Here is an 18,431-nt window from a genome sequence, read left to right as displayed (position 1 = left end):
AGGTAATAGCCGCCGTGACATTGGACGAAGCGTTTGCGCTTATGGTGCCGCCATGCGCCACTTCACGGCAGCCCCTTCTCAAGTCACCGCATTCACGACCTGATACTCCGGCCGCCGCCACACTTGGCCTGCGATCACCTCCTCGATGATCTCGGCTGCCTTCATGACCTCGGCCTCGCCGATATACAGCGGCGTGATGCCGAACCTCATGATGTCAGGCGCGCGGAAATCGCCGATGACGCCGCGGGCGATGAGGGCCTGCATCGCGGCATAGCCGCCCTCGAAGGCGAACGAGACTTGCGAGCCGCGGCGCTCATGGGCGCGCGGGGTAACGAGCGTCAGCTGCGGGCAGCGGCGCTCGACTTCGCTGATGAGGAGATCGCCGAGCGCCAGCGAGCGGGCCCGGACCTCCGCGATATCGACCCTGTCCCAGATATCGAGCGAGGCCTCCAGCGCCGCCATCGCCAGCACTGGAGGTGTCCCGATGCGCATGCGCTCGACGCCGCCCGCAGCCGCATAGGCCAATTCGAACGCGAACGGCTTTGCGTGGCCCATCCACCCCGACAGCGCGGCGCGCACGCTGTCGGCGTGGCGCGGCGCGACGTAGAGGAAGGCCGGCGCGCCGGGGCCGGCGTTGATGTATTTGTAGGTGCACCCGGCGGCGAAATCAGCGCCGGTGCCGGCAAGGTCAACCGGCAGTGCGCCGGCCGAATGCGCGAGGTCCCAGACCGTGACAATGCCGAGCGCATGCGCTCTTGCGGTCAGCTTCGAGATGTCGTGGCGTCGTCCGGTGCGGTAATCGACCTCGGTGATGTAGAGCACCGCGATCTCCTCCGACAACGAAGCCTCGATCTCCTCCGGCGCCACCAGGCGCAATTGATGGCCACGGCCGAGCGTCGCGATCAGGCCTTCGGCCATGTAGAGGTCGGTCGGGAAATTGCCGGCGTCTGACAGGACGACCTTGCGCGACGCGTTCATGTCGAGCGCGGCCGCGAGCGCTTGATAGACTTTCAGCGACAGAGTATCGCCCACCATCACTGAGCCGGCTTCCGCACCGATCAGTCGTGCGATGCGATCGCCGACATGGCGCGGCTGGGCATACCAGCCCGCGCTGTTCCAGGCGCGGATCAACTGGTCACCCCACTCGGCGGTGATGACGCGGCTGACACGCTCGGCCACGCCAAGCGGCAACGCGCCGAGCGAATTACCGTCGAGATAGATTACACCATCGGGCAAATGGAACAGCGCTTTGGTGTCGTCGTAGACGCGAAGCTTGGTCATGAAAATCTCTACAGGATCGTGCGCACGCGCCAGAGTTCAGGGAACAGCTCCACCTCCAGCATGCGCTTGAGATAGCTGACGCCGCCGGTGCCGCCGGTGCCGCGCTTGAAGCCGATGACGCGCTCGACCGTCGTCACATGGTTGAAACGCCAGCGCCGGAAATAATCCTCGAAATCGACCAGCTTTTCGGCGACCTCGTAGAGCATCCAATGCGTTTCCGGCGCCTCGTAGACGATACGCCAAGCCTGCAGCACGCCCTCGTTGAAGCTATGGGTCTCGCGAACATCGCGCGCCAGCACGGCCGCAGGCATCTTGAGCCCGTTGCGGTCGGCGAGCCGCAGCACCTCGTCATAGAGGCTTGGCGTCGCCAGCTCGGCTTCGAGCAGCTGCGTGGTTTCCACATCGTGCGCGTGCGGCTTGAGCATGGCGTGGTTGCGGTTGCCAAGCAGGAATTCGATCAGCCGGTATTGCCGCGACTGGAAGCCTGAGGACTGGCCAAGCTGCGAGCGGAAGCGCGTGTACTCGCTGGGCGTCATGGTGCGCAGCACGTCCCAGGCATTGTTGAGCTGTTCAAAGATGCGCGACATCCGTGCCAGCATCTTCATCGCGGGAGCGACCTCGTCCTTTCCGATCGCGCGGCGTGCGGCGCTGAGCTCGTGGATTGCGAGCCGCATCCAGAGTTCGGTGGTCTGATGCTGGATGATGAACAGCATCTCGTCATGCGCTTCCGAGAGCGGATGCTGCGCGCCGAGAATCGCATCCAGCGCCAGATAATTGCCGTAAGACATGCGCCGGGCAAAATCGGTTTCGGCGCCGTCGCTTGCGGGATCGTAGTCGCTGGACGTCATGACAGGCCCTTTCGATCGATCTTCCAGGCCTCGTCAGTCGAGGCCGATCAGGCGTGCGGTGATTGGCGATGACGGGTCCTTGAGGGCGTCGATCACGGTGAAATGGTTCAGCCCGGGATCGACAACGAGACGCGTCGACACGTCGAATCCAGTCCAGACATTGGCCATCAGATCGGACTGGCGAATGAATTCGGGGCGCTCGTTGCCGCCGACCCAGGCGGTCACGGGCGAATGCCCGCGCGGCAGATGCAGCGCCGCGCTTTCCAGCGTCGCCTCCTCCATCGTCATGCCAAGCGTTTCGTTCATTCTGGTCTTGAGCAGCGGACGCAGATCATGCAGCCCGCTGATCGAGAGCGTGCCGACGATGCGGTTGAAGACGGCGGGCTCGAGCCGGCTATCATTGCACAGCATGCGCGTGACGAGATGCCCGCCGGCGGAGTGGCCGGCGAGCCGGATCGGGCCTGCGACGAGCGAAGCCGCCTTGGAGATGGCGGCGGTGATCTCGGCGGTGATGTCTGAGATGCGCGCGGATGGCGCCAGCGTGTAGCTCGGCAATGCCACCGTCCAGCCGTGATGGCGCGCGCCTTCGGCGAGATCAGTCCATGTCGATTTGTCGAAGCGCATCCAGTAGCCGCCGTGGACGAACACGACGAGGCCCTTGCTGTCGCCGTCGGGCAGGATCAGGTCGAGGCGTTGGCGCTCAGCCGGACCATAGGCGATGTCAGCGTGAAAATCTTTCAGCCCGGCGCGATAAGCCGCCGCCCGCTCTGTCCATTGCGCCGGCATCTTGTCCGAGCCCGGGATATGGGCTGAATTGGCGTAAGCATCATCCCAATCGCGCATCGCTGCTTCCTCGACGGACTCAGGCCTTGTGGACCTGACGCCAGTCTGCCACCGGCGCGGGCGGCATCCTAGTCTTTAGTTTAAGCTTAAAGGATTTGGGGCGCCGGTGGATTGGGCAGGCGAAGCTTTGTCTGGTTCGTTCCCCGGGCGCAGCGCAGCGCGAAGCGGTGCGCTGCTGAACCGGGGTCCAACGTGTGCGGTGACGTGGGTCCCGGCTCTGCGGCGCACAGCTTCGCGCTACGCCGCAGAGCCGGGACACGAGACCTACCCCTTCTCGACCCCGCACCAATCCGCGATGAACAGCGCCATCGCCTTGGTCGTCTTCCTTAGCGAGTCCAGATCGACGAATTCATTGAAGCCGTGCATCTCGCCGCCGCTCGCGCCGAAGCAGAGGCTTGGGATACCGTGATTGAGGCCATAGAAGCGGGTGTCGGTGAGCGCGGTGAAGACGAGGTCTTCGACCTCGCCGCCATAGACGGTGTTGAAGGCCTTGCCGAACGCCGCCTCGGGCGCGGCGGCGTCAGTCAGTTCATACCCCTCCGACAAGAAGCCCGACCATTCGATCTCCGGCGGATTGTTGGCGAGAAAGCGGTGGTTGCGCGCGGCAGCCGCAACGCAGGCCATGATCTCCTTCTGGTGATCGGCGATCGACCAGCCTGGCAACACTGCAATGCGGCAATCGACGTCGCACCAGGCCGGCACGCTGGAAGCCCAGTCGCCGCCCTTGATGATGCCGGGGTTGAAGTTGATGGGATGGTTCAGCGTCTTGAAGTGCCGATCGGCTTTCGCACGCTCGTTCCACTCGACCTCAAGCTTTTGCAGCGACTGGATCAAATGATAGGCAGCCATGATTGCGTTCGCGCCGGAGCCGGCGAAGGCAACGTGGGTCGGATGGCCCTTCACGCGCAGACGAAACCAGATCACGCCGACCTGCGAGCGCACCATCTTGCCGCCGGTCGGCTCAGGGATGAAGCAGGCGTCCGCACGATAGCCGCGCTGAAGCGTCGAGAGCGCACCGACGCCGGTGCTCTCCTCCTCGATCACGGACTGGAAATGAATCCGCGCCGTCGGCTTGAGGCCCGCGACCTTGATCGCATCGAGCGCTGACAGGGCTGCGATGGTGCCCGACTTCATGTCGCAGGCACCGCGGCCGAACATCTTGCCGTCCTTGATGACGGGCGAGAATGGCGGGGTGTCCCACAGTTCCAGCGGCCCCGCGGGCACGACGTCGCAGTGGCCCTGCAGGATCAGCGATTTGCCGCCATTCGTTTGCGGACGATAGGTCCCGACCACCGAGCGCGCCTTCGAGAAGTCATGCTCGATGGGCCCGAAGCCGCGCAGATCCTTGAGGTCGTCGACATTGATGTGCCAGTCGTCGACCTCGTAGCCGCGCTCGCGCAGAAGGTCGCCGATCATGTCCTGGCACGGTCCCTCCGCCCCGCGGGTCGAGGGGATCGCGACGAAATCGCTTGTGATCGCAAGCTGGGCTTCGAAGCCGGCGTCGACGGCGCCAAGAATCCTCTGCTGCGTTTCGGCATTCATCAGGCAACTCCAATTGGGCATTCAGATCATCGATGGAGCGCAAGCTAGCCGATTTCAGCCGTTCGGGTACTCTGCAAAATAGGCATCCCGCAATGCATCTTCGAGCAGCCGGCCCTCGGAATAGCCATTCAGTGTCGCCGGCCGGCTCACGCCCTCGAGCAGCCGCGGGCAAGGTTCCGGCGCGCCGAGCACGGTGCGCACCGGAATGCGCTCGGCATAGATCGGCAATTCGTAGTCCTCGTCATCGTCGGCGACACCCTTGGCACGGACTTTCGCGGAGGCTTCCTCGATCTCCATCGCGATGAAGGAGGTCGCCTTGATCTCCTGCGTATTGGTCGCCCGTAGGCTTGCGGTGCGATCCGGGAAGAAGCGGTCGACCATGGCGATCACCGCGCGCTCTTTCTCCTCTGGATCGGTGACGAGATAGGCGGTGCCGAACGCCATCACCGCACGGTAGTCGGCCGAGTGATTGAACCCGCAGCGTGCCAGCACTAGGCTGTCGAGATGGGCGACCGTCAGGCACACGCGTTCGCCCTTGGTCTGGTTGCGCAGCATGCGGCTGGCGCTCGATCCGTGCCAGTACAGCTTGGTCCGTTCGCGCCAGAAGAAAGTGGGTGTGCAATAGGGTTGGCCGTCGATCGCGTAAGAGACATGGCAGAGCATCGAGGAATCCAGGATGCGATGAACGGTATCGTGATCGTAGAAGCCGCGGTCGTGACGGCGCTTCACCTGGTTGCGCGCGGACGTCGGATAGGAATTTTGGCTCTCGGTCTGGCTCACGGCCGCTCCTGTCGGACTGGTACAATTCCCGAGCAGTTGTAGCCTTGGATTTGGTCTGCGATAGTGCCAATTCCATGCAAAAAATTCCGACCAATTCTGTCCCCTCGCCGGCCAAGGCCGAGCTGCCGCTCGACCTCACGGGCCCGCACATCACGGCCGCCGCCTCGTCGGCGCACCGGCTGTATCAGGCACTGTGCGAGATGATCGTCGGCGGTCTGGTGAAACCCGGGGAGCCGCTGCCGCCATCGCGCACGCTGGCCAAACAGACCGGCTTTCGGCGCAACGCCGTCGTCACCGCCTATGAGCGCCTGATCGCCGACGGCTTTGCCGACGCCACCGTCGGCTCCGGCACGTTCGTCGCCGCGCGTATCCCCGCGCGCGCGGCCGAGCCGAAGCGACCGAAGATCATCGTCGGAACGCCAGGACAAGGCGCGTTTTCGCTCGGCTGCACCCATATCGACGCGCGCGCCGTGCAGCGTTTCCGCGCCTTCATCGGCCGGCGCATGCGCGCCTTCGGCGCGGAGCATCTGCATTATGGCGATCCTCGTGGAAGCCGCGAGCTGCGTGCCGCCATCGCCGATCATCTTTTGTCGGCGCGTGGCCTGCGCTGCGATCCCGATCAGATCATGCTGACGTCAGGCACGCTGCATGCGCTACGCATCGTGCTGAGCGCGATCCTGAAGCCGAACGACCAGGTTTGGTGCGAAGACCCCGGCTACCCGGCTGCGCGGAAAACCATCGCGCATTGCGGCTATCGCGCCGTGCCCGTTCCCGTCGACGCGCACGGCATGCGTGTCGCCAGGGGCCGCAATGCGGCGCGGTCCGCGCGCGCAGCCTATGTGACGCCGTCGCACCAGTTTCCGCTGGGCGTGCAGATGTCGATGCCGCGGCGGCTCGAGCTGCTGGACTGGGCGAAGCAGGCTGGCGCCTTCGTGCTGGAGGACGATTACGACAGTGAGTTCCGTTATGATGGCGCGCCGCTGATGTCGCTTGCAGGCATCGATCACCTCCAGCGCGTGATCTACATGGGCACGTTCGCCAAGACGCTGTTTCCGGGCCTGCGCATCGGCTATTGCGCCCTGCCCGAGCGCCTGATCGCGGACGTCACCGCCGCGCGGGCCGCGCTCGACCGGTTTCCCGGCACGCTGATGGAGGGCGCGGTGGCCGACATGCTCAACTCCGGCGCGTTTGCCGCGAACCTGAAGCGGGTGCGCAAGCTGTACCGCGAGGCGCGCGACGCGCTGGCCGAGACCCTGGAAGCCGCATCCGACGGCGTGCTGTCGGTGCCGGTCCCGTCACAGGGTCTGCATCTTGTCGCCCGGTTCGATCCCTCGGTGGACCTGCCCGTTGCGGCAGAAGCCAAGCAGGCCGCCGGCGCCGAAGGCTGGCTATTGGCCGACACCTATTCACGGGCACGTCCCCTGCCCGGTTTCGTGCTGGGATTTTCCGGCCACTCGGTTCCGAAGCTCGTGGCTTCCGCCGAGCGGCTCGCGCGGGAATCGCGCGCGGCCTTGCGTGCGAGGAGCAAGCCGGCCTGGCGGGCATGACGAACGTTCACTATGAGAATCGGCTGCCGCTCCCTACATTGCGGCATCGATGGGGACCTCACACCATGCTGCTGTGCCGTGCGACTGGACTCTCGCTCCTGATCTCCATCGCACTCGCCGCGACGGCGCACGCAGGCACGATCGGACGCGAGCAGGACATCGTCGATCTCAAGCTCGGCCAGCGCGTTCAGGTGGATGACGGAACCTGCCCCGCCGGACAGATCAAGGAAGTGCGCGGCGCCAAGATGACCGAGAAGGGCGTGGCGCGGACCAGCGTCTGCATGCCGCGACACGGTCCAAGATCGAGGTGACGGCTACGATTTGGCCGGATCGAACATGCATTGCAGGGTCGGCTTGGCGATTTTGGTGAAGGTCGGCCCGATCTCGCCTTGCTTGGACGTCGGCACCCAATCGGTCTCGATCGTCGGCACGCCGGTCTCGCTGATGCCGCGCAGCAGCGCCTCGCGCAAATCCCGATCCTCGACGACCGCGGCGGCATGGTCGTGCAGGCAGCCGCAGACTTCCTCCGGATGTTCCCAGCGCCCGAGCATGCGCGGCGCACACTGACGCACGAATTCGGTCCGGGGATCCGGCAGCCTCGCGGGCGAACGCACCTGGGCCTGGGCGGCACTGATCGTCAGAACAGATATGAACGCCGCAGCGCCGAAACGAACAAGCATGATGGCCTTTATCGGCTGTTTTTTCGTTGTTGGCGATCAGAAGCGCGCGGCGACCACGATCGGCTGCGGCGCAGTGGTCGTGATTGGCGAGCCGCTGTACCGGAAGGTGCCGACACCCGGGAGATTGCCGTCCGGCGAGCCCGCGAATGAGGAGCCGGCGAGCACGAAACCAAAAGCAAGGATGAGGCTGAGCGTGCGCATGGACTTGTCTCCGAATTCGGTGGCCGGCGGTGAGCCGTCGTCGTTGTGAGGTTGATAACCATGGGCGGTTTCGCGTGTGATGCGCCAAAGGCCGAAAATGGTTTCATCTCCGTGAGAATTGTTTCGTCCCGCTCGGGGCGACGACACATTCGGCGGAAAATCTCAGTGTTTTCAAATGGGTCGTGCCGCTGCCGAATGTCGTTGGCAGGTTCCGTGCGAGCTCGGACGTGCGCCGGACGATAGGCGCCGTCATGGTCCCGCCTCGCACGCTTCACATGCATTTTACGTTTTTCTGCTGAAGCGAAGCCGAACGAAGGCTGGGCCCTGTTGAACCGGGGGCGCTTCGGCTGCGACCCAAGCCATCGAAACCTGGAGTCCGGATCACTGGGCGCGCTCATTTGAGGAATGGCCATCATGATGGCGCAAGATCGCGCACGGCCGCGCGATGCGGACCTACGGACAGACCGCGGAGATCAACGACCCGTTCGCAGCGGCGCCACCTCGCCCGGCGAAATGGTGCTGCAATCGAGCCGCGGCTTTGAGGCCGTGCCACAGATGTTCGTGCGGCTGACCGGCTCGCATCTTGCAAAGCCCCGCGCCTGCCGCGCAGGCATCACTGAGTGAACGCAAACGTCATTGAGTGAACGCAAGCGCGTCACTGAGTGAAGAATTCGCCGCACTTCTGGACGTTTGCGTCCGCAGGCCCCCATGGCATGATCGGTACGGTCGAGGTCGAGTTCTTCGGTGAACCCTCGATCAGCCTGTCCGAATAAACCATGTAGACCAGCACGTTGCGCTTGGCGTCGCAGCCGCGAACGATCTGCATCTTCTTGAAGAACAGCGAGCGGCGCTGGCGGAACATGTCGTCGCCCTGCTCCATCTTGTTCTTGAACTTGATCGGGCCGACCTGACGGCAGGCGAGTGAGATGTCCGAAACCTCCTCGGCAAGGCCCAACCAGCCCTTGAAGCCGCCCTTCTCCGGTATCGTGAAATGACAGGCCACGCCCTCAACCTCAGGATCGTCCAAGCCGTAGGTCGCGAGCTTGTCGTTCGGGCTCATCCATTTGAACACGGTCGATCGGCGGAAGATCAGATCGGGCTCGTCCGCGGCGGAGGCGGACGTTGCCGACCCGGTCAGCGCCAGGAAGAATAAAGCGAGGCCTTTCAAGCGGATGCCGGAACGACCGGGGAAACGAGATGACATGAAGTTCTCCGATAACAAGTCCCTGCAATGTAGGCATCTGGCGGCCGATCAGGAAGACGGCCCGCAATCCGACACGCCCGCCGTTTACCGCTCCGTGAGGCTTTCTTGCTACGGTTTGGACAAAAGTAGCTGATGGCAGAACTGCCGTGCTGGTGAACGCGTATCCCCTCTGAGAGACTAACATCTGGTTTGGATTGTGGATTGGAAGATGAATAGCGTGAAAGGGTCCGGTTTTTCTGCCAAACCGACGCGGCTTTGGCAGGTCGCCATTTTGACGGCGGCGGGTGCAATCGGTACGGCAAGCCAGGCAGACGCAGCGTTTTATTACTGGACGGATTATTCCGACGGGTTCTACGGGCGCCAGGAGCGCCATTCCGAAGTCCCGCGCCAGAAGCCACAGAAGCGCGGCGCCGCGGGCAAGAAAGGCGTCGTTGCCGAGAAAGAAGCCGGCACGAAACCGCAAGGTCCTCTCGTCATCGTCGTCTCGATCGACCGGCAGAGAGTCACGGTCTACGACACCAACGGCGTGTTCGCGGAATCTCCGGTGTCGACGGGCATGAAGGGCCATTCGACGCCGATGGGTGTGTTCAGTGTCATCCAAAAGCACAAATTCCACCACTCCAACATCTATAGCGGCGCGCCGATGCCGTACATGCAGCGGGTCACGTGGTCCGGCATCGCCATGCATGCCGGCGTGCTGCCGGGCTATCCGGCCTCGCATGGCTGCATCCGCATGCCGATGGCGTTCGCGGTGAAGATGTGGAACTGGACCAGGATGGGCGCGCGCGTGATCGTTTCGCCCCGCCAGATATCGCCGCAGAACTTCTCACATCCGCTGCTCGCCTCCGTGCGCGTGCCGCCGCAACCCGCGGCCAGCCTGGAGCCGCAGACCAATGCCAGCGACAAGGCCGACAAGGACGCGGCCAATACCTGGGCCGCCGAAGCCAAGCCGGCTGAAACGAAGACCGCCAGCGCCGACGGCGCGCTCGAGCTGCGCTCGTCGGTAGGCCACACCGTAATGTCGGACGTGACCACCGGCAATGCGCCGACCCGCGGCGAAGCCGCGGCATCGACCCAGACCGAGCCGACGGCAAAGCCTGAGACCAAGACCGCTGAGGCATCTGACGCGGCCAAACCACAGGAACCCGCAAGCACCGAAGCGAAGCCTGTCGAAGCCGCGGAGGCGCTTAAAGAAACGACCAAAGAAACGACCAAGGCTTCGACGGCTGCCGGAGACAAGGTAGAGGCTGCCAAGTCTGACGCCGTAAAGTCTAACGCCGCAAAGTCTGACACCGCAAAGTCCGAGCCCGCGAAGACGTCCGATGCACCAGCCACCGCGCCGGCACAGGCCGCCATGCCCGACGTCACGAAGGACGAAACCCGCGCCGCCGATCCGGCGCCGGCCGCAAAGCCGGAAGCGCCCAAGCGCGCCGGCCAGATCGCGGTCTTCATCAGCCGCAAGGATTCCAAGCTCTACGTGCGGCAGAACTTTGCGCCGCTATTCGAGGTGCCCGTCACGATCGCAGCGAGCGATCGGCCGCTCGGCACGCATGTCTTCACCGCCGAAGTCGACAAAGCCGATGCCAATGCGCTGCATTGGTCGGTGGTGTCCTTGCCAGTGTCCGTCCGCTCTGCCGCGCGCGAAGATGACGGCCGCGCGACACGCCGCCAGAGTGGTGCCGCCGTCATCCCCGTCGCCATCAAGCCGGTGGTGACACCGGACAGCCCGGCCGAGGCGCTCGACCGCGTCTCGATCCCTGCCGACACCATGGTCAAGATCAACGAGATGCTGACGTCGGGCGGATCGATCATCATCTCCGATCAGGGCATCAACCAGGGCGAGACCGGCGAAGGCACCGACTTCATCGTGCGGCTCTACTGAGCAGTTCGCCGCGTCAGATCGCGTCAGATAACGTGGTGTTGAGCAGGCTGATCGCCGCGGCGGAGTAAGGTGAGTCCCGGATCAGGTCGGGGGACGCCGCCATGCTGAACCGCAGGACCATGCTCGCCGCGCTTCTGACGACGGCCGCATCCGCAACTCGCGCATTGGCCAACGGCGGCATGAGCCGTATACCGGCCTACGCCTTTTCCTTCCCTGCATTGTCAGGCGACGACATCCGCCTTGCGGCTTTCACCGGCAAGCCGCTGCTGGTGGTCAACACCGCCTCGCTCTGCGGTTACACGCCGCAATATGCCGGCCTGCAAGAAATCTGGAGCGAGTTTCGCGAACGCGGGCTCACCGTGATCGGCGTTCCCTCCAACGATTTTGGCGGACAGGAGCCCGGCGGCATCAGCGAGATCTCGGAAACCGCGCACCACCAATATGGCGTTACCTTCCCGATTGCGGCCAAGGCCGTCGTGGTCGGTGCGAAGGCGCATCCGTTCTACAAATGGGCGGCAGAGGCGCGGCCAAAGGAGGTCCCGAAATGGAACTTCCACAAATATCTGATCGGCCGTGACGGCTACATCGCCGACGTCTTTGCATCCACGGTCGAGCCGGCCGACACGCGGATCAAGACGGCAATCGCCAAGACGCTGGCCGACAGCTGACGGGCCGCAGCCCAATCCGGTTGGGCACAATTGTGGTGAGGCGCCAAACAGCCGTTGCAATGGCGAGGGCCCACCATCTAGGCTAGGATTGTTTGGGGCAGGATGGTTTTGCCGGAAGCGAAAAGCCACGGCAGAACAACGGGATCAATCTCGAGGACAACACCATGCGTGTGGCAGCAGGACTGATTTTGGCAAGCGCGATGTCAGTTGCGTTGACAGGCGCGGCTTGGTCGCAGACCCCCGCGGCAAAACCTGCAGCCGCTACCCAGGCGGCACCCGCCGCAGTGCCCGCTCCAGCACCTGCTGCTCCCGCGGCTGCAGCCGCCGCACCGGCGCAACCGGCCTTCCCACCGCCGCCGAAGCAAGCGCCGCAGCCTGCCCGTGCCGCCTGCAACACGCCCGGCGCACTCGGCGTCGCCCGCACCGTCGAGATCGACACCACGGGTGGCCCCGGCTTTGGCTTCGAGCATTTCAAGGAGCTCGACTTCCTGCGCGACAAGGAGGTGGTGCTGACCTTCGACGACGGTCCATGGCCGAAGAACACACCCGCGGTGCTGAAGGCGCTCGCCGACGAATGCACCACCGGCATCTTCTTCTCGATCGGCAAGCACGCGACCTATGAGCCGGAGATCCTGAAGCAGGTCTACGCGGCCGGCCACACCGTGGGCACCCACACCTGGTCGCACGCCAACCTCAACAACAAGAAGCTCAGCGAGCAGCAGCGCAAGGAAGAGATCGAGAAGGGTCTTTCCGCGGTGAAATGGGCGCTCGGCGGCATCTCGCCCTCGCCGTTCTTCCGCTTCCCGGCGCTCCAGCACCCGCCGGAGATGGTCACCTATCTCGGCAACCGCAACGTCGCGATCTTCTCCTGCGACATCGACTCCTTCGACTTCAAGGCCTCGAAGCCCGAGAAGGTGATCGAGACCGTGATGAAGAAGCTCGACAGCAAGGGCAAGGGCATCATCTTGATGCACGACTTCCAGAAGCATACGGCGGAGGCCCTGCCCGAGTTGCTCAAGCGCCTGAAGGCGGGCGGCTACAAGGTGGTGGCGATGCGCGCCAAGTTCCCCGCTTCGTCGCTGCCCGAATACGATCAGGAGCTGCTCAAGGACGTCAAGCTGCCGACAGTCAGCACCCGGCCGGTCAACAGCGTCGTCACGACAGTTTCCGAATAGCCGGCAATTGTCTTTCCGCTTCGAAGGCTACGTCATCGTCTCCGCGGACGGCATGCTCGCCGATCCGGCGCACGTCATGCCAGACAGCCTGAAGTTCGAAGGCGACAAGCTGTTCTTCGAACAGGCGCTCGATCGCGCCGCGCTGGTCGTGCACGGCCGGCACTCCCACGAGCAGCAGCCGAATTCACCCAAGCGCAAGCGCCTGATCCTGACCCGCAAGATCAAGGCTCTGACCGTCGATCCCGAGATGCCGAACGCGACATTGTGGAATCCGGATCATGCGCGCTTCGAGGAGGCCTGCGCCTTCGCCGATGTCGCCTCCGGCACCATCGCGATCATCGGCGGCCCCGTCGTGTTCGACATGTTCATGGACCGCTACGACACGTTCTGGCTGTCGGAAGCCCCCCATCTGCGGCTGCCCGGCGGCGAAGGCTGTTTTGTGGATGTACCGGCGCGGACGCCGCACGAGGTGCTTGCGTCACACGGGATGAAGCCGGGCACGCCGTATCTGCTCGATGCGGCGCATGACGTGACCGTCACGCCGTGGCGTAGGACGTAGGTGGTTTAGCCTCACACGTCCCCGTAGGCCGCCTCGGCCGGACGCGTGGCGCGGCCGTAGCCCATGATCATGAACAGCGCGCCGATGATGGAGAGGTTCTTGAGCGCGTCGACCAGCATCTTGGCGTTCTCGGGCGCCGCCTGGTTCCAGAAGTCGTAGAACAGGAAGGTCGCGACCGCGACATAGATGATCATCAGCATCGCGAAGAAGCGCGCACCGAAATTCAGCGCGATCATCACCCCCCCGATGATCTCGAGCACGCCGACCGCGATCGCCAGCAGTTGCGGCGTGGACATGGCCGTCGCCGTCTCGATCTGCTTGGCGTAAGGCGCGATCATCTCGGGCACCACGACCTTGGCGGTGATGAAATCAACCGTCGCCTGCATGGCAAACAGTCTTGCCGCGCCCGTGTAGATGAACAGCACGGCGAACAGGATTCGCCCGAAAGTCACGAACGCTGGCATGATCGGCCTCTTGGCTCAGGCTTTCTGAAATCGCAACCTTGACGAAAGCACCGAGCGATTATGAAGAGTCATTCGCCGGTTTACAAACGGGGAAATCGCTAAGTAATTCAAAAATTGCCCCGCGGACGAACTTCCCCTCATCCGGCGCTTCGCGCCACCTTCTCCCACAACAAGGGGAGAAGGGATTGCACCTCCGGCGGCGCTTCAGTTCGCCTCAGGTAAACAACGTCGGCTGCTGCCGGGCCGCGCGCTCCTGCGCTTCGACCACGGCCACCGCGGTCATGTTGAGGATGCCGCGTGCCGTCACCGACGGGGTGAGGATGTGGGCCGGGCGCGCCGGGCCGATCAGGATCGGGCCGACGGGGAGCGCGTCCGCCAGCGACTTGATCATCTGATAGGCGACGTTGGCGGTGTCGAGGCTCGGCATCATCATGATGTTGGCCTCGCCCTCGAGCTTGGAGTGCGGCAGCACCATTTTCCGCGCTGCGGCTGAGAGGGCGGTGTCGCCTTGCATCTCGCCGTCGGCCTCGATCTCCGGATGCTTCTCCTTCAGGAGCTGGGTTGCCCGGCGCATCTTGCGCGAGGAGTCCGTGTCGTAGCTGCCGAAATCCGAATGCGACACAAAGGCGATCTTCGGCTTGATGTTGAAGCGCTGGACGTGAACCGCCGCGAGCGAAGCGATCTCGGCGAGCTCCTCGGCGCTCGGATTGGGCCGCACCTGGGTGTCGGCGATGAAGAAGGCGCCCTTGCTCGTGATCAGCAGCGCCAGCGCCGCATAGTCGCTGATCCCCGGGCAGAACCCGACGATCTCGCGGACATGGCGCAGATGGCTCATGTAGCGGCCCTCGACGCCGCAGAGCATGGCGTCGGCCTCTCCGCGCACCACCGCGAGCGCGGCGATGACGGTGTTGTTGGTGCGCACCACCGTGCGCGCCGCATCCGGCGTGACGCCGCAGCGGCCGGCGACCTCGACATAGGACTGCACGTAGGAGCGGTAGCGCGGATCGTCCTCGGGATTGATGAGGTCGAAGTCCTTGCCGGCCTTGATCGAGAGGCCGAAGCGCTTGATGCGCGCCTCGACCACCGACGGACGTCCGACCAGGATCGGCGTCGCCAATTTCTCTTCCAGCACCACTTGCGTGGCGCGCAGCACGCGCTCGTCCTCGCCTTCGGCGTAGATCACGCGCACCGGCTGGGTCTTGGCCTTGGCGAACATCGGCTTCATGACGAGGCCGGAGCGGAAGGCGAAGCGCTCGAGCAGCGCGGTGTATTCGTCGAAATTCGTGATGGGGCGGGTCGCAACGCCCGATTCCATCGCCGCTTTCGCCACCGCCGGCGCGATGCGCAGGATCAATCGGGGATCAAACGGGCTCGGGATCAGCGAGCCCGGTCCGAAACCCTGCGTTTCGCCGGTGTCAAAGCCTTGCGCGACCGCATCGGACGGCGCCTCGCGCGCGAGCTGTGCGATCGCCTCCACGGCGGCGTGCTTCATCTCCTCGTTGATCGCGGTGGCGCCGACGTCGAGCGCGCCGCGGAAGATGAAGGGAAAGCAAAGGACGTTGTTGACCTGGTTCGGATAGTCCGAGCGCCCGGTGCAGATCATGGCGTCAGGGCGCGCCTTGCGCGCCTCTTCCGGCATGATCTCCGGCGTCGGGTTCGCGAGCGCCATGATCAGGGGCTTGTCGCCCATCGCCTTGGCCATCTCGGGCTTGAGCACGCCCGGTGCCGACAGGCCGATGAAGATGTCGGCGCCGCCGATCACGTCGGCCAGCGTGCGCTTGTCGGTCTTCTGCGCATAGACCGCCTTCCAGCGGTCCATCGTGGTGTTGCGGCCCTCGTGCACGAGGCCGTCGATGTCGCAGACCCAGATGTTCTTGCGCTGCGCGCCCATCGACACCAGCAGGTTCAGCGTCGCGATCGCGGCGGCCCCTGCCCCCGACGCCACGATCTTGACGTCGGACAGCTTCTTGCCGTTCAGCCTGAGACCATTGGTGATGGCGGCGGCAACGATGATCGCGGTGCCGTGCTGGTCGTCATGGAAGACCGGGATCTTCATGCGCTCCTTGAGCTGCGCCTCGATCTCGAAGCACTCCGGTCCGCGGATGTCCTCGAGATTGATGCCGCCGAAGGTCGGCTCGAGCGCGGCCACGGTCTCGACCACGCGATCGATAGTGTCGGCGGCGATCTCGATGTCGAACACGTCGATGCCGGCGAATTTCTTGAACAGGACCGCCTTGCCCTCCATCACCGGCTTCGAGGCCAGCGGGCCGATATTGCCGAGACCAAGCACGGCGGTGCCGTTCGAGACCACGGCGACCAGATTGGAGCGGATCGTCAGCGTCGCCGCTTCCGCCGGGTTCTTGGCGATCTCCATGCAGGCGGCGGCGACGCCTGGAGAATAGGCAAGCGCGAGGTCGCGCTGGTTGGCGAGCGGCTTGCTCGCCTGGATCTCGAGCTTTCCGGGGCGCGGCAGACGGTGATAGGCCAGCGCCGCCTGGTGGAGATCATCGGAATAAGACGACATGCGGTGTCTCGCCTCGCGTTACCGGCCTCAAACTACGTTGTCCTGACCGGCCCGCCTTCGGGTGGTATTTCCGGGTCATGGAAACGGGATGAAGCACGGCGGGCGCCCCGGTGGCAACATCCGATTGCGGCCCCATCAACAGGGCGCGCGGTCAAATATCTGATAGCGCTAGCTTTCCCTAGACCGCGCGTTGCTTTGCGAATATGGCAGGTTGCGTAGTGCAACGCGAGCAACTGGAGCTGGGAATGAAGCGAATCCCGATCGGCCTGATCGTTGTGGCCGTGGCGGCCGCGGGCGGATGGTTCGGCTTCAGCCTCTACGCAAAACATCGCGTCACCGCCGAGATCGAGGCAGCCTTCGAGCAGATCCTCTCCGGCGGCGGCAAGGCGAGCCACGGCAAGATGGCGTTCGATCTGACGAACCGGACGTTGACTATCGAGGATATCGCGGTTGAGCCTGCCAAGCAGCAGGCTCATGTCAAGATCGCCGCGATCAAGGGCGTGGGCATCCGCCAGGTCGAGGAGACGCGCTTCGCGGCCGACAGTATCGATATCTCGGGCTTCGAAGTCGCGCTGGACGAGGTCGGCCCGGGGAAGCTGAAGGTCTCCTACAAGATCCCGCAGTTGACCATACGGGATTACGTCGGTCCAATTCATGCTCAGAACGCGCCGACGTCAGGCTCCCTGATCGACATGTACCGTTTCGTGCTCGATCAATACGCAAACGTGACGGCTTCTTCCGTCATAGCGCCGACCCTCGCAGTCGCCTTCGATGCGGGCAAAAGCACCGGAGGCAGTGGCGAGGTCGCCTATTCGGGTCTCGCGATCCAGAAGCTCGGCGAAGGCAAGATCGCCGCGATCAAGGTGGAGCGCGCCAGTTTCACGATCAACGTGTCGCAGCCGGGCAAGGCGGACAAGCTGACCGGCGAGTTGTCCGACATCATCATCAATGACTTCGATTCTACCGCGATCGCTGCCGCGCTCGATCCGCTGAAGGCCAACGACGATAGCTATCATCGTGTCTACGGAAAGATATCCAGCGGCACTTATGTCGTGACGTCGACGCTCGGCATCCGGATGCAGGTCGATGGGGTCGCCATCACCGACATGGCGGTGCAACCATCGAAATTTCGGCCGGCCGAGATCCTGGCGCTGCTGCCGACGGACAGCTCGGTCCCGCCGACGCCGGCGCAATCGCGCGAGATGTTGGAAAAGCTCGCCGGTTTCTATGAAGGCCTTCGCGTCAGCAAGATCGAGATCGACACCATGTCGATGACGACCCCGCAAGGGACGCCCCGGCTCAGAGCCATCAGATACCAGGAGGGCGAGTTCGCGCTCGAAGGTCTCGATGCGCCGACGCCGCAAGGGCAAATCAAGATGGAGCGCTTCGCACTCAAATCGCTCAGCATCGCGAACCTGATGCGCTGGGCGGCGAGCCTCACCCATCCCGGACAGCCCCCCTCGCCGGATCAGATGCTGGATCTGTTCCGGGTGCTCGCGGGCGCGGAGATCAAGGGCGTGTCGGCGCCTTACAAAAACACCAAGAAGCTGGTCACGATCGACACGCTCAGCCTGGACTGGGGACAGATGATCGGCTCGATCCCGAGCAAGGTACATGCGGTCGCCAAGATGGTCATGCCCACCGATCCATCCGACCCGAAGCAGATTACATTGATGCTCAGCGGGATCGACAAGCTCGCGATCGACCTCGATCTCGGCGCGGCGTGGACAGAACAGTCCAACAGCTTCGTTCTGACGCCCGCGACCCTCGACATCGGGATCGCAAAAGTGCAATTGCGTATCGCGCTCAGCAACGTACCACGCGAAGTGTTTTCGACCGATCCCGCCCAACTGATGGGTCAAGCGGCCCGGATTGAGGCTGTCGCGCTCGAGTTCTCAGTGCGCGACAATGGTTTCGTCGATTCCGCGGTGACGCAGAATGCACGGGGGCGAAATGTCAGCCGCGACGCCGCGCGCCAGACACTCGTCGACAGCGTCAAAGCCTACCGAGCAGATATCGCCGCCGCCGATCCGGAGGCAGGCACGGCGGTGGATGCGGTCGCAAGCTTCATCGAAACGCCGGGCCAGACGCTCGTCATCAAGGTCACTCCGCGCGCGAAGGTGCCGCTACTGCAATTGATGCAGCTCTTCAATGCCGACCCGGAGGGCACGCTGGCGCAGTTCAATATCGAGGCGTCGACGGGGCTGTAGGGAAACGAGGCGCAGCTCTCTCG

General features: G+C 64.0%; 18 protein-coding genes. 8 read left to right on the top strand and 10 right to left on the bottom strand.

What is annotated here, in order from left to right; all coding sequences use genetic code 11:
* Window positions 1–78: 78 nt before the first annotated feature.
* The 5 genes from kynU to IVB27_RS10795 form a co-directional block, all read right to left on the bottom strand.
* Complete coding sequence (gene kynU / locus IVB27_RS10815; protein WP_247443487.1) at window positions 79–1,281, bottom strand: kynureninase; 1,203 nt, start codon at window positions 1,279–1,281, stop codon at window positions 79–81.
* An 8-nt stretch (window positions 1,282–1,289) separates the two neighbouring features.
* Window positions 1,290–2,129, bottom strand: a complete 840-nt coding sequence (kynA, locus tag IVB27_RS10810) for a tryptophan 2,3-dioxygenase (RefSeq protein ID WP_247346527.1) — start codon at window positions 2,127–2,129, stop codon at window positions 1,290–1,292.
* A 33-nt stretch (window positions 2,130–2,162) separates the two neighbouring features.
* Entirely contained in the window at window positions 2,163–2,972 is an 810-nt protein-coding gene (locus IVB27_RS10805) for a hormone-sensitive lipase (protein WP_247443486.1), read from the bottom strand.
* A 264-nt stretch (window positions 2,973–3,236) separates the two neighbouring features.
* Window positions 3,237–4,514, bottom strand: coding sequence for an ArgE/DapE family deacylase (locus tag IVB27_RS10800; protein ID WP_247443484.1), 1,278 nt, complete (start codon window positions 4,512–4,514; stop codon window positions 3,237–3,239).
* A 54-nt stretch (window positions 4,515–4,568) separates the two neighbouring features.
* Window positions 4,569–5,294, bottom strand: coding sequence for a pyridoxamine 5'-phosphate oxidase family protein (locus tag IVB27_RS10795; protein WP_247443481.1), 726 nt, complete (start codon window positions 5,292–5,294; stop codon window positions 4,569–4,571).
* 74 nt (window positions 5,295–5,368) lie between these two features.
* On the opposite strand from IVB27_RS10795, the gene pdxR reads away from it, so the two are divergent.
* Together pdxR and IVB27_RS10785 are read left to right on the top strand one after the other, a co-directional pair.
* Window positions 5,369–6,841 (top strand): MocR-like pyridoxine biosynthesis transcription factor PdxR, encoded by a 1,473-nt coding sequence (gene pdxR / locus IVB27_RS10790; RefSeq protein WP_247443479.1) that lies wholly within the window; start codon window positions 5,369–5,371, stop codon window positions 6,839–6,841.
* 65 nt (window positions 6,842–6,906) lie between these two features.
* Window positions 6,907–7,152: a DUF6719 family protein gene (locus tag IVB27_RS10785; RefSeq protein WP_247443476.1), complete on the top strand. Its 246-nt coding sequence runs from the start codon at window positions 6,907–6,909 to the stop codon at window positions 7,150–7,152.
* 3 nt (window positions 7,153–7,155) lie between these two features.
* Here the strand turns inward: IVB27_RS10785 and IVB27_RS10780 are convergent, their stop codons facing one another.
* Together IVB27_RS10780 and IVB27_RS10775 are read right to left on the bottom strand one after the other, a co-directional pair.
* Window positions 7,156–7,521 carry a hypothetical protein gene (locus IVB27_RS10780; protein WP_247443474.1) on the bottom strand — a complete coding sequence of 122 codons (366 nt, stop codon included), beginning with the start codon at window positions 7,519–7,521 and terminating at the stop codon, window positions 7,156–7,158.
* Window positions 7,522–7,557: 36 nt separating this feature from the next.
* Complete coding sequence (locus IVB27_RS10775; RefSeq protein WP_247346471.1) at window positions 7,558–7,722, bottom strand: hypothetical protein; 165 nt, start codon at window positions 7,720–7,722, stop codon at window positions 7,558–7,560.
* Window positions 7,723–8,136: 414 nt separating this feature from the next.
* On the opposite strand from IVB27_RS10775, the gene IVB27_RS10770 reads away from it, so the two are divergent.
* Entirely contained in the window at window positions 8,137–8,346 is a 210-nt protein-coding gene (locus IVB27_RS10770; protein ID WP_247443472.1) for a hypothetical protein, read from the top strand.
* Between the two features lie 31 nt (window positions 8,347–8,377).
* On the opposite strand, the gene IVB27_RS10765 is transcribed toward IVB27_RS10770, so the two are convergent.
* Entirely contained in the window at window positions 8,378–8,926 is a 549-nt protein-coding gene (locus IVB27_RS10765) for a CreA family protein (RefSeq protein ID WP_247443470.1), read from the bottom strand.
* Window positions 8,927–9,134: 208 nt separating this feature from the next.
* On the opposite strand from IVB27_RS10765, the gene IVB27_RS10760 reads away from it, so the two are divergent.
* The 4 genes from IVB27_RS10760 (at window position 9,135) to IVB27_RS10745 (ending at window position 13,210) form a co-directional block, all read left to right on the top strand.
* The gene (locus IVB27_RS10760; protein ID WP_247443469.1) at window positions 9,135–10,808 is read left to right on the top strand and encodes a L,D-transpeptidase family protein; all 1,674 of its coding nucleotides are present in this window, start codon (window positions 9,135–9,137) and stop codon (window positions 10,806–10,808) included.
* Window positions 10,809–10,909: 101 nt separating this feature from the next.
* Entirely contained in the window at window positions 10,910–11,476 is a 567-nt protein-coding gene (locus tag IVB27_RS10755; RefSeq protein ID WP_247443468.1) for a glutathione peroxidase, read from the top strand.
* A gap of 164 nt (window positions 11,477–11,640) precedes the next feature.
* Window positions 11,641–12,651, top strand: a complete 1,011-nt coding sequence (locus IVB27_RS10750) for a polysaccharide deacetylase family protein (protein ID WP_247346437.1) — start codon at window positions 11,641–11,643, stop codon at window positions 12,649–12,651.
* Window positions 12,652–12,658: 7 nt separating this feature from the next.
* Entirely contained in the window at window positions 12,659–13,210 is a 552-nt protein-coding gene (locus IVB27_RS10745; RefSeq protein ID WP_247443467.1) for a dihydrofolate reductase family protein, read from the top strand.
* Between the two features lie 11 nt (window positions 13,211–13,221).
* Here IVB27_RS10745 and IVB27_RS10740 read toward each other — a convergent pair whose 3' ends face one another.
* Entirely contained in the window at window positions 13,222–13,674 is a 453-nt protein-coding gene (locus IVB27_RS10740) for a DoxX family protein (RefSeq protein WP_247346422.1), read from the bottom strand.
* A 214-nt stretch (window positions 13,675–13,888) separates the two neighbouring features.
* Entirely contained in the window at window positions 13,889–16,198 is a 2,310-nt protein-coding gene (locus tag IVB27_RS10735) for an NADP-dependent malic enzyme (RefSeq protein WP_247443466.1), read from the bottom strand.
* A 245-nt stretch (window positions 16,199–16,443) separates the two neighbouring features.
* Here IVB27_RS10735 and IVB27_RS10730 point away from each other — a divergent pair, with 245 nt between their 5' ends.
* Window positions 16,444–18,408 (top strand): aq_1923 C-terminal domain, encoded by a 1,965-nt coding sequence (locus IVB27_RS10730; protein ID WP_247443465.1) that lies wholly within the window; start codon window positions 16,444–16,446, stop codon window positions 18,406–18,408.
* The last annotated feature ends 23 nt before the right edge of the window (window positions 18,409–18,431 follow it).

The organism is Bradyrhizobium sp. 197, assembly GCF_023073375.1.
Classification (GTDB): domain Bacteria; phylum Pseudomonadota; class Alphaproteobacteria; order Rhizobiales; family Xanthobacteraceae; genus Bradyrhizobium.
Note: the sequence above shows the minus strand (reverse complement) of the source record. Positions and strands in the feature narration are given on the sequence as shown.

Excerpts from the sequence above, each read along its gene's own strand:
- kynU (WP_247443487.1), bottom strand. The coding sequence starts at position 1,281 with ATGACCAAGCTTCGCGTCTACGACGACACCAAAGCGCTGTTCCATTTG.
- kynA (WP_247346527.1), bottom strand. The coding sequence starts at position 2,129 with ATGACGTCCAGCGACTACGATCCCGCAAGCGACGGCGCCGAAACCGAT.
- IVB27_RS10805 (WP_247443486.1), bottom strand. The coding sequence starts at position 2,972 with ATGCGCGATTGGGATGATGCTTACGCCAATTCAGCCCATATCCCGGGC.
- IVB27_RS10800 (WP_247443484.1), bottom strand. The coding sequence starts at position 4,514 with ATGAATGCCGAAACGCAGCAGAGGATTCTTGGCGCCGTCGACGCCGGC.
- pdxR (WP_247443479.1), top strand. The coding sequence starts at position 5,369 with ATGCAAAAAATTCCGACCAATTCTGTCCCCTCGCCGGCCAAGGCCGAG.
- IVB27_RS10785 (WP_247443476.1), top strand. The coding sequence starts at position 6,907 with ATGCTGCTGTGCCGTGCGACTGGACTCTCGCTCCTGATCTCCATCGCA.
- IVB27_RS10780 (WP_247443474.1), bottom strand. The coding sequence starts at position 7,521 with ATGCTTGTTCGTTTCGGCGCTGCGGCGTTCATATCTGTTCTGACGATC.
- IVB27_RS10775 (WP_247346471.1), bottom strand. The coding sequence starts at position 7,722 with ATGCGCACGCTCAGCCTCATCCTTGCTTTTGGTTTCGTGCTCGCCGGC.
- IVB27_RS10770 (WP_247443472.1), top strand. The coding sequence starts at position 8,137 with ATGATGGCGCAAGATCGCGCACGGCCGCGCGATGCGGACCTACGGACA.
- IVB27_RS10765 (WP_247443470.1), bottom strand. The coding sequence starts at position 8,926 with ATGTCATCTCGTTTCCCCGGTCGTTCCGGCATCCGCTTGAAAGGCCTC.
- IVB27_RS10760 (WP_247443469.1), top strand. The coding sequence starts at position 9,135 with ATGAATAGCGTGAAAGGGTCCGGTTTTTCTGCCAAACCGACGCGGCTT.
- IVB27_RS10755 (WP_247443468.1), top strand. The coding sequence starts at position 10,910 with ATGCTGAACCGCAGGACCATGCTCGCCGCGCTTCTGACGACGGCCGCA.
- IVB27_RS10750 (WP_247346437.1), top strand. The coding sequence starts at position 11,641 with ATGCGTGTGGCAGCAGGACTGATTTTGGCAAGCGCGATGTCAGTTGCG.
- IVB27_RS10740 (WP_247346422.1), bottom strand. The coding sequence starts at position 13,674 with ATGCCAGCGTTCGTGACTTTCGGGCGAATCCTGTTCGCCGTGCTGTTC.
- IVB27_RS10735 (WP_247443466.1), bottom strand. The coding sequence starts at position 16,198 with ATGTCGTCTTATTCCGATGATCTCCACCAGGCGGCGCTGGCCTATCAC.
- IVB27_RS10730 (WP_247443465.1), top strand. The coding sequence starts at position 16,444 with ATGAAGCGAATCCCGATCGGCCTGATCGTTGTGGCCGTGGCGGCCGCG.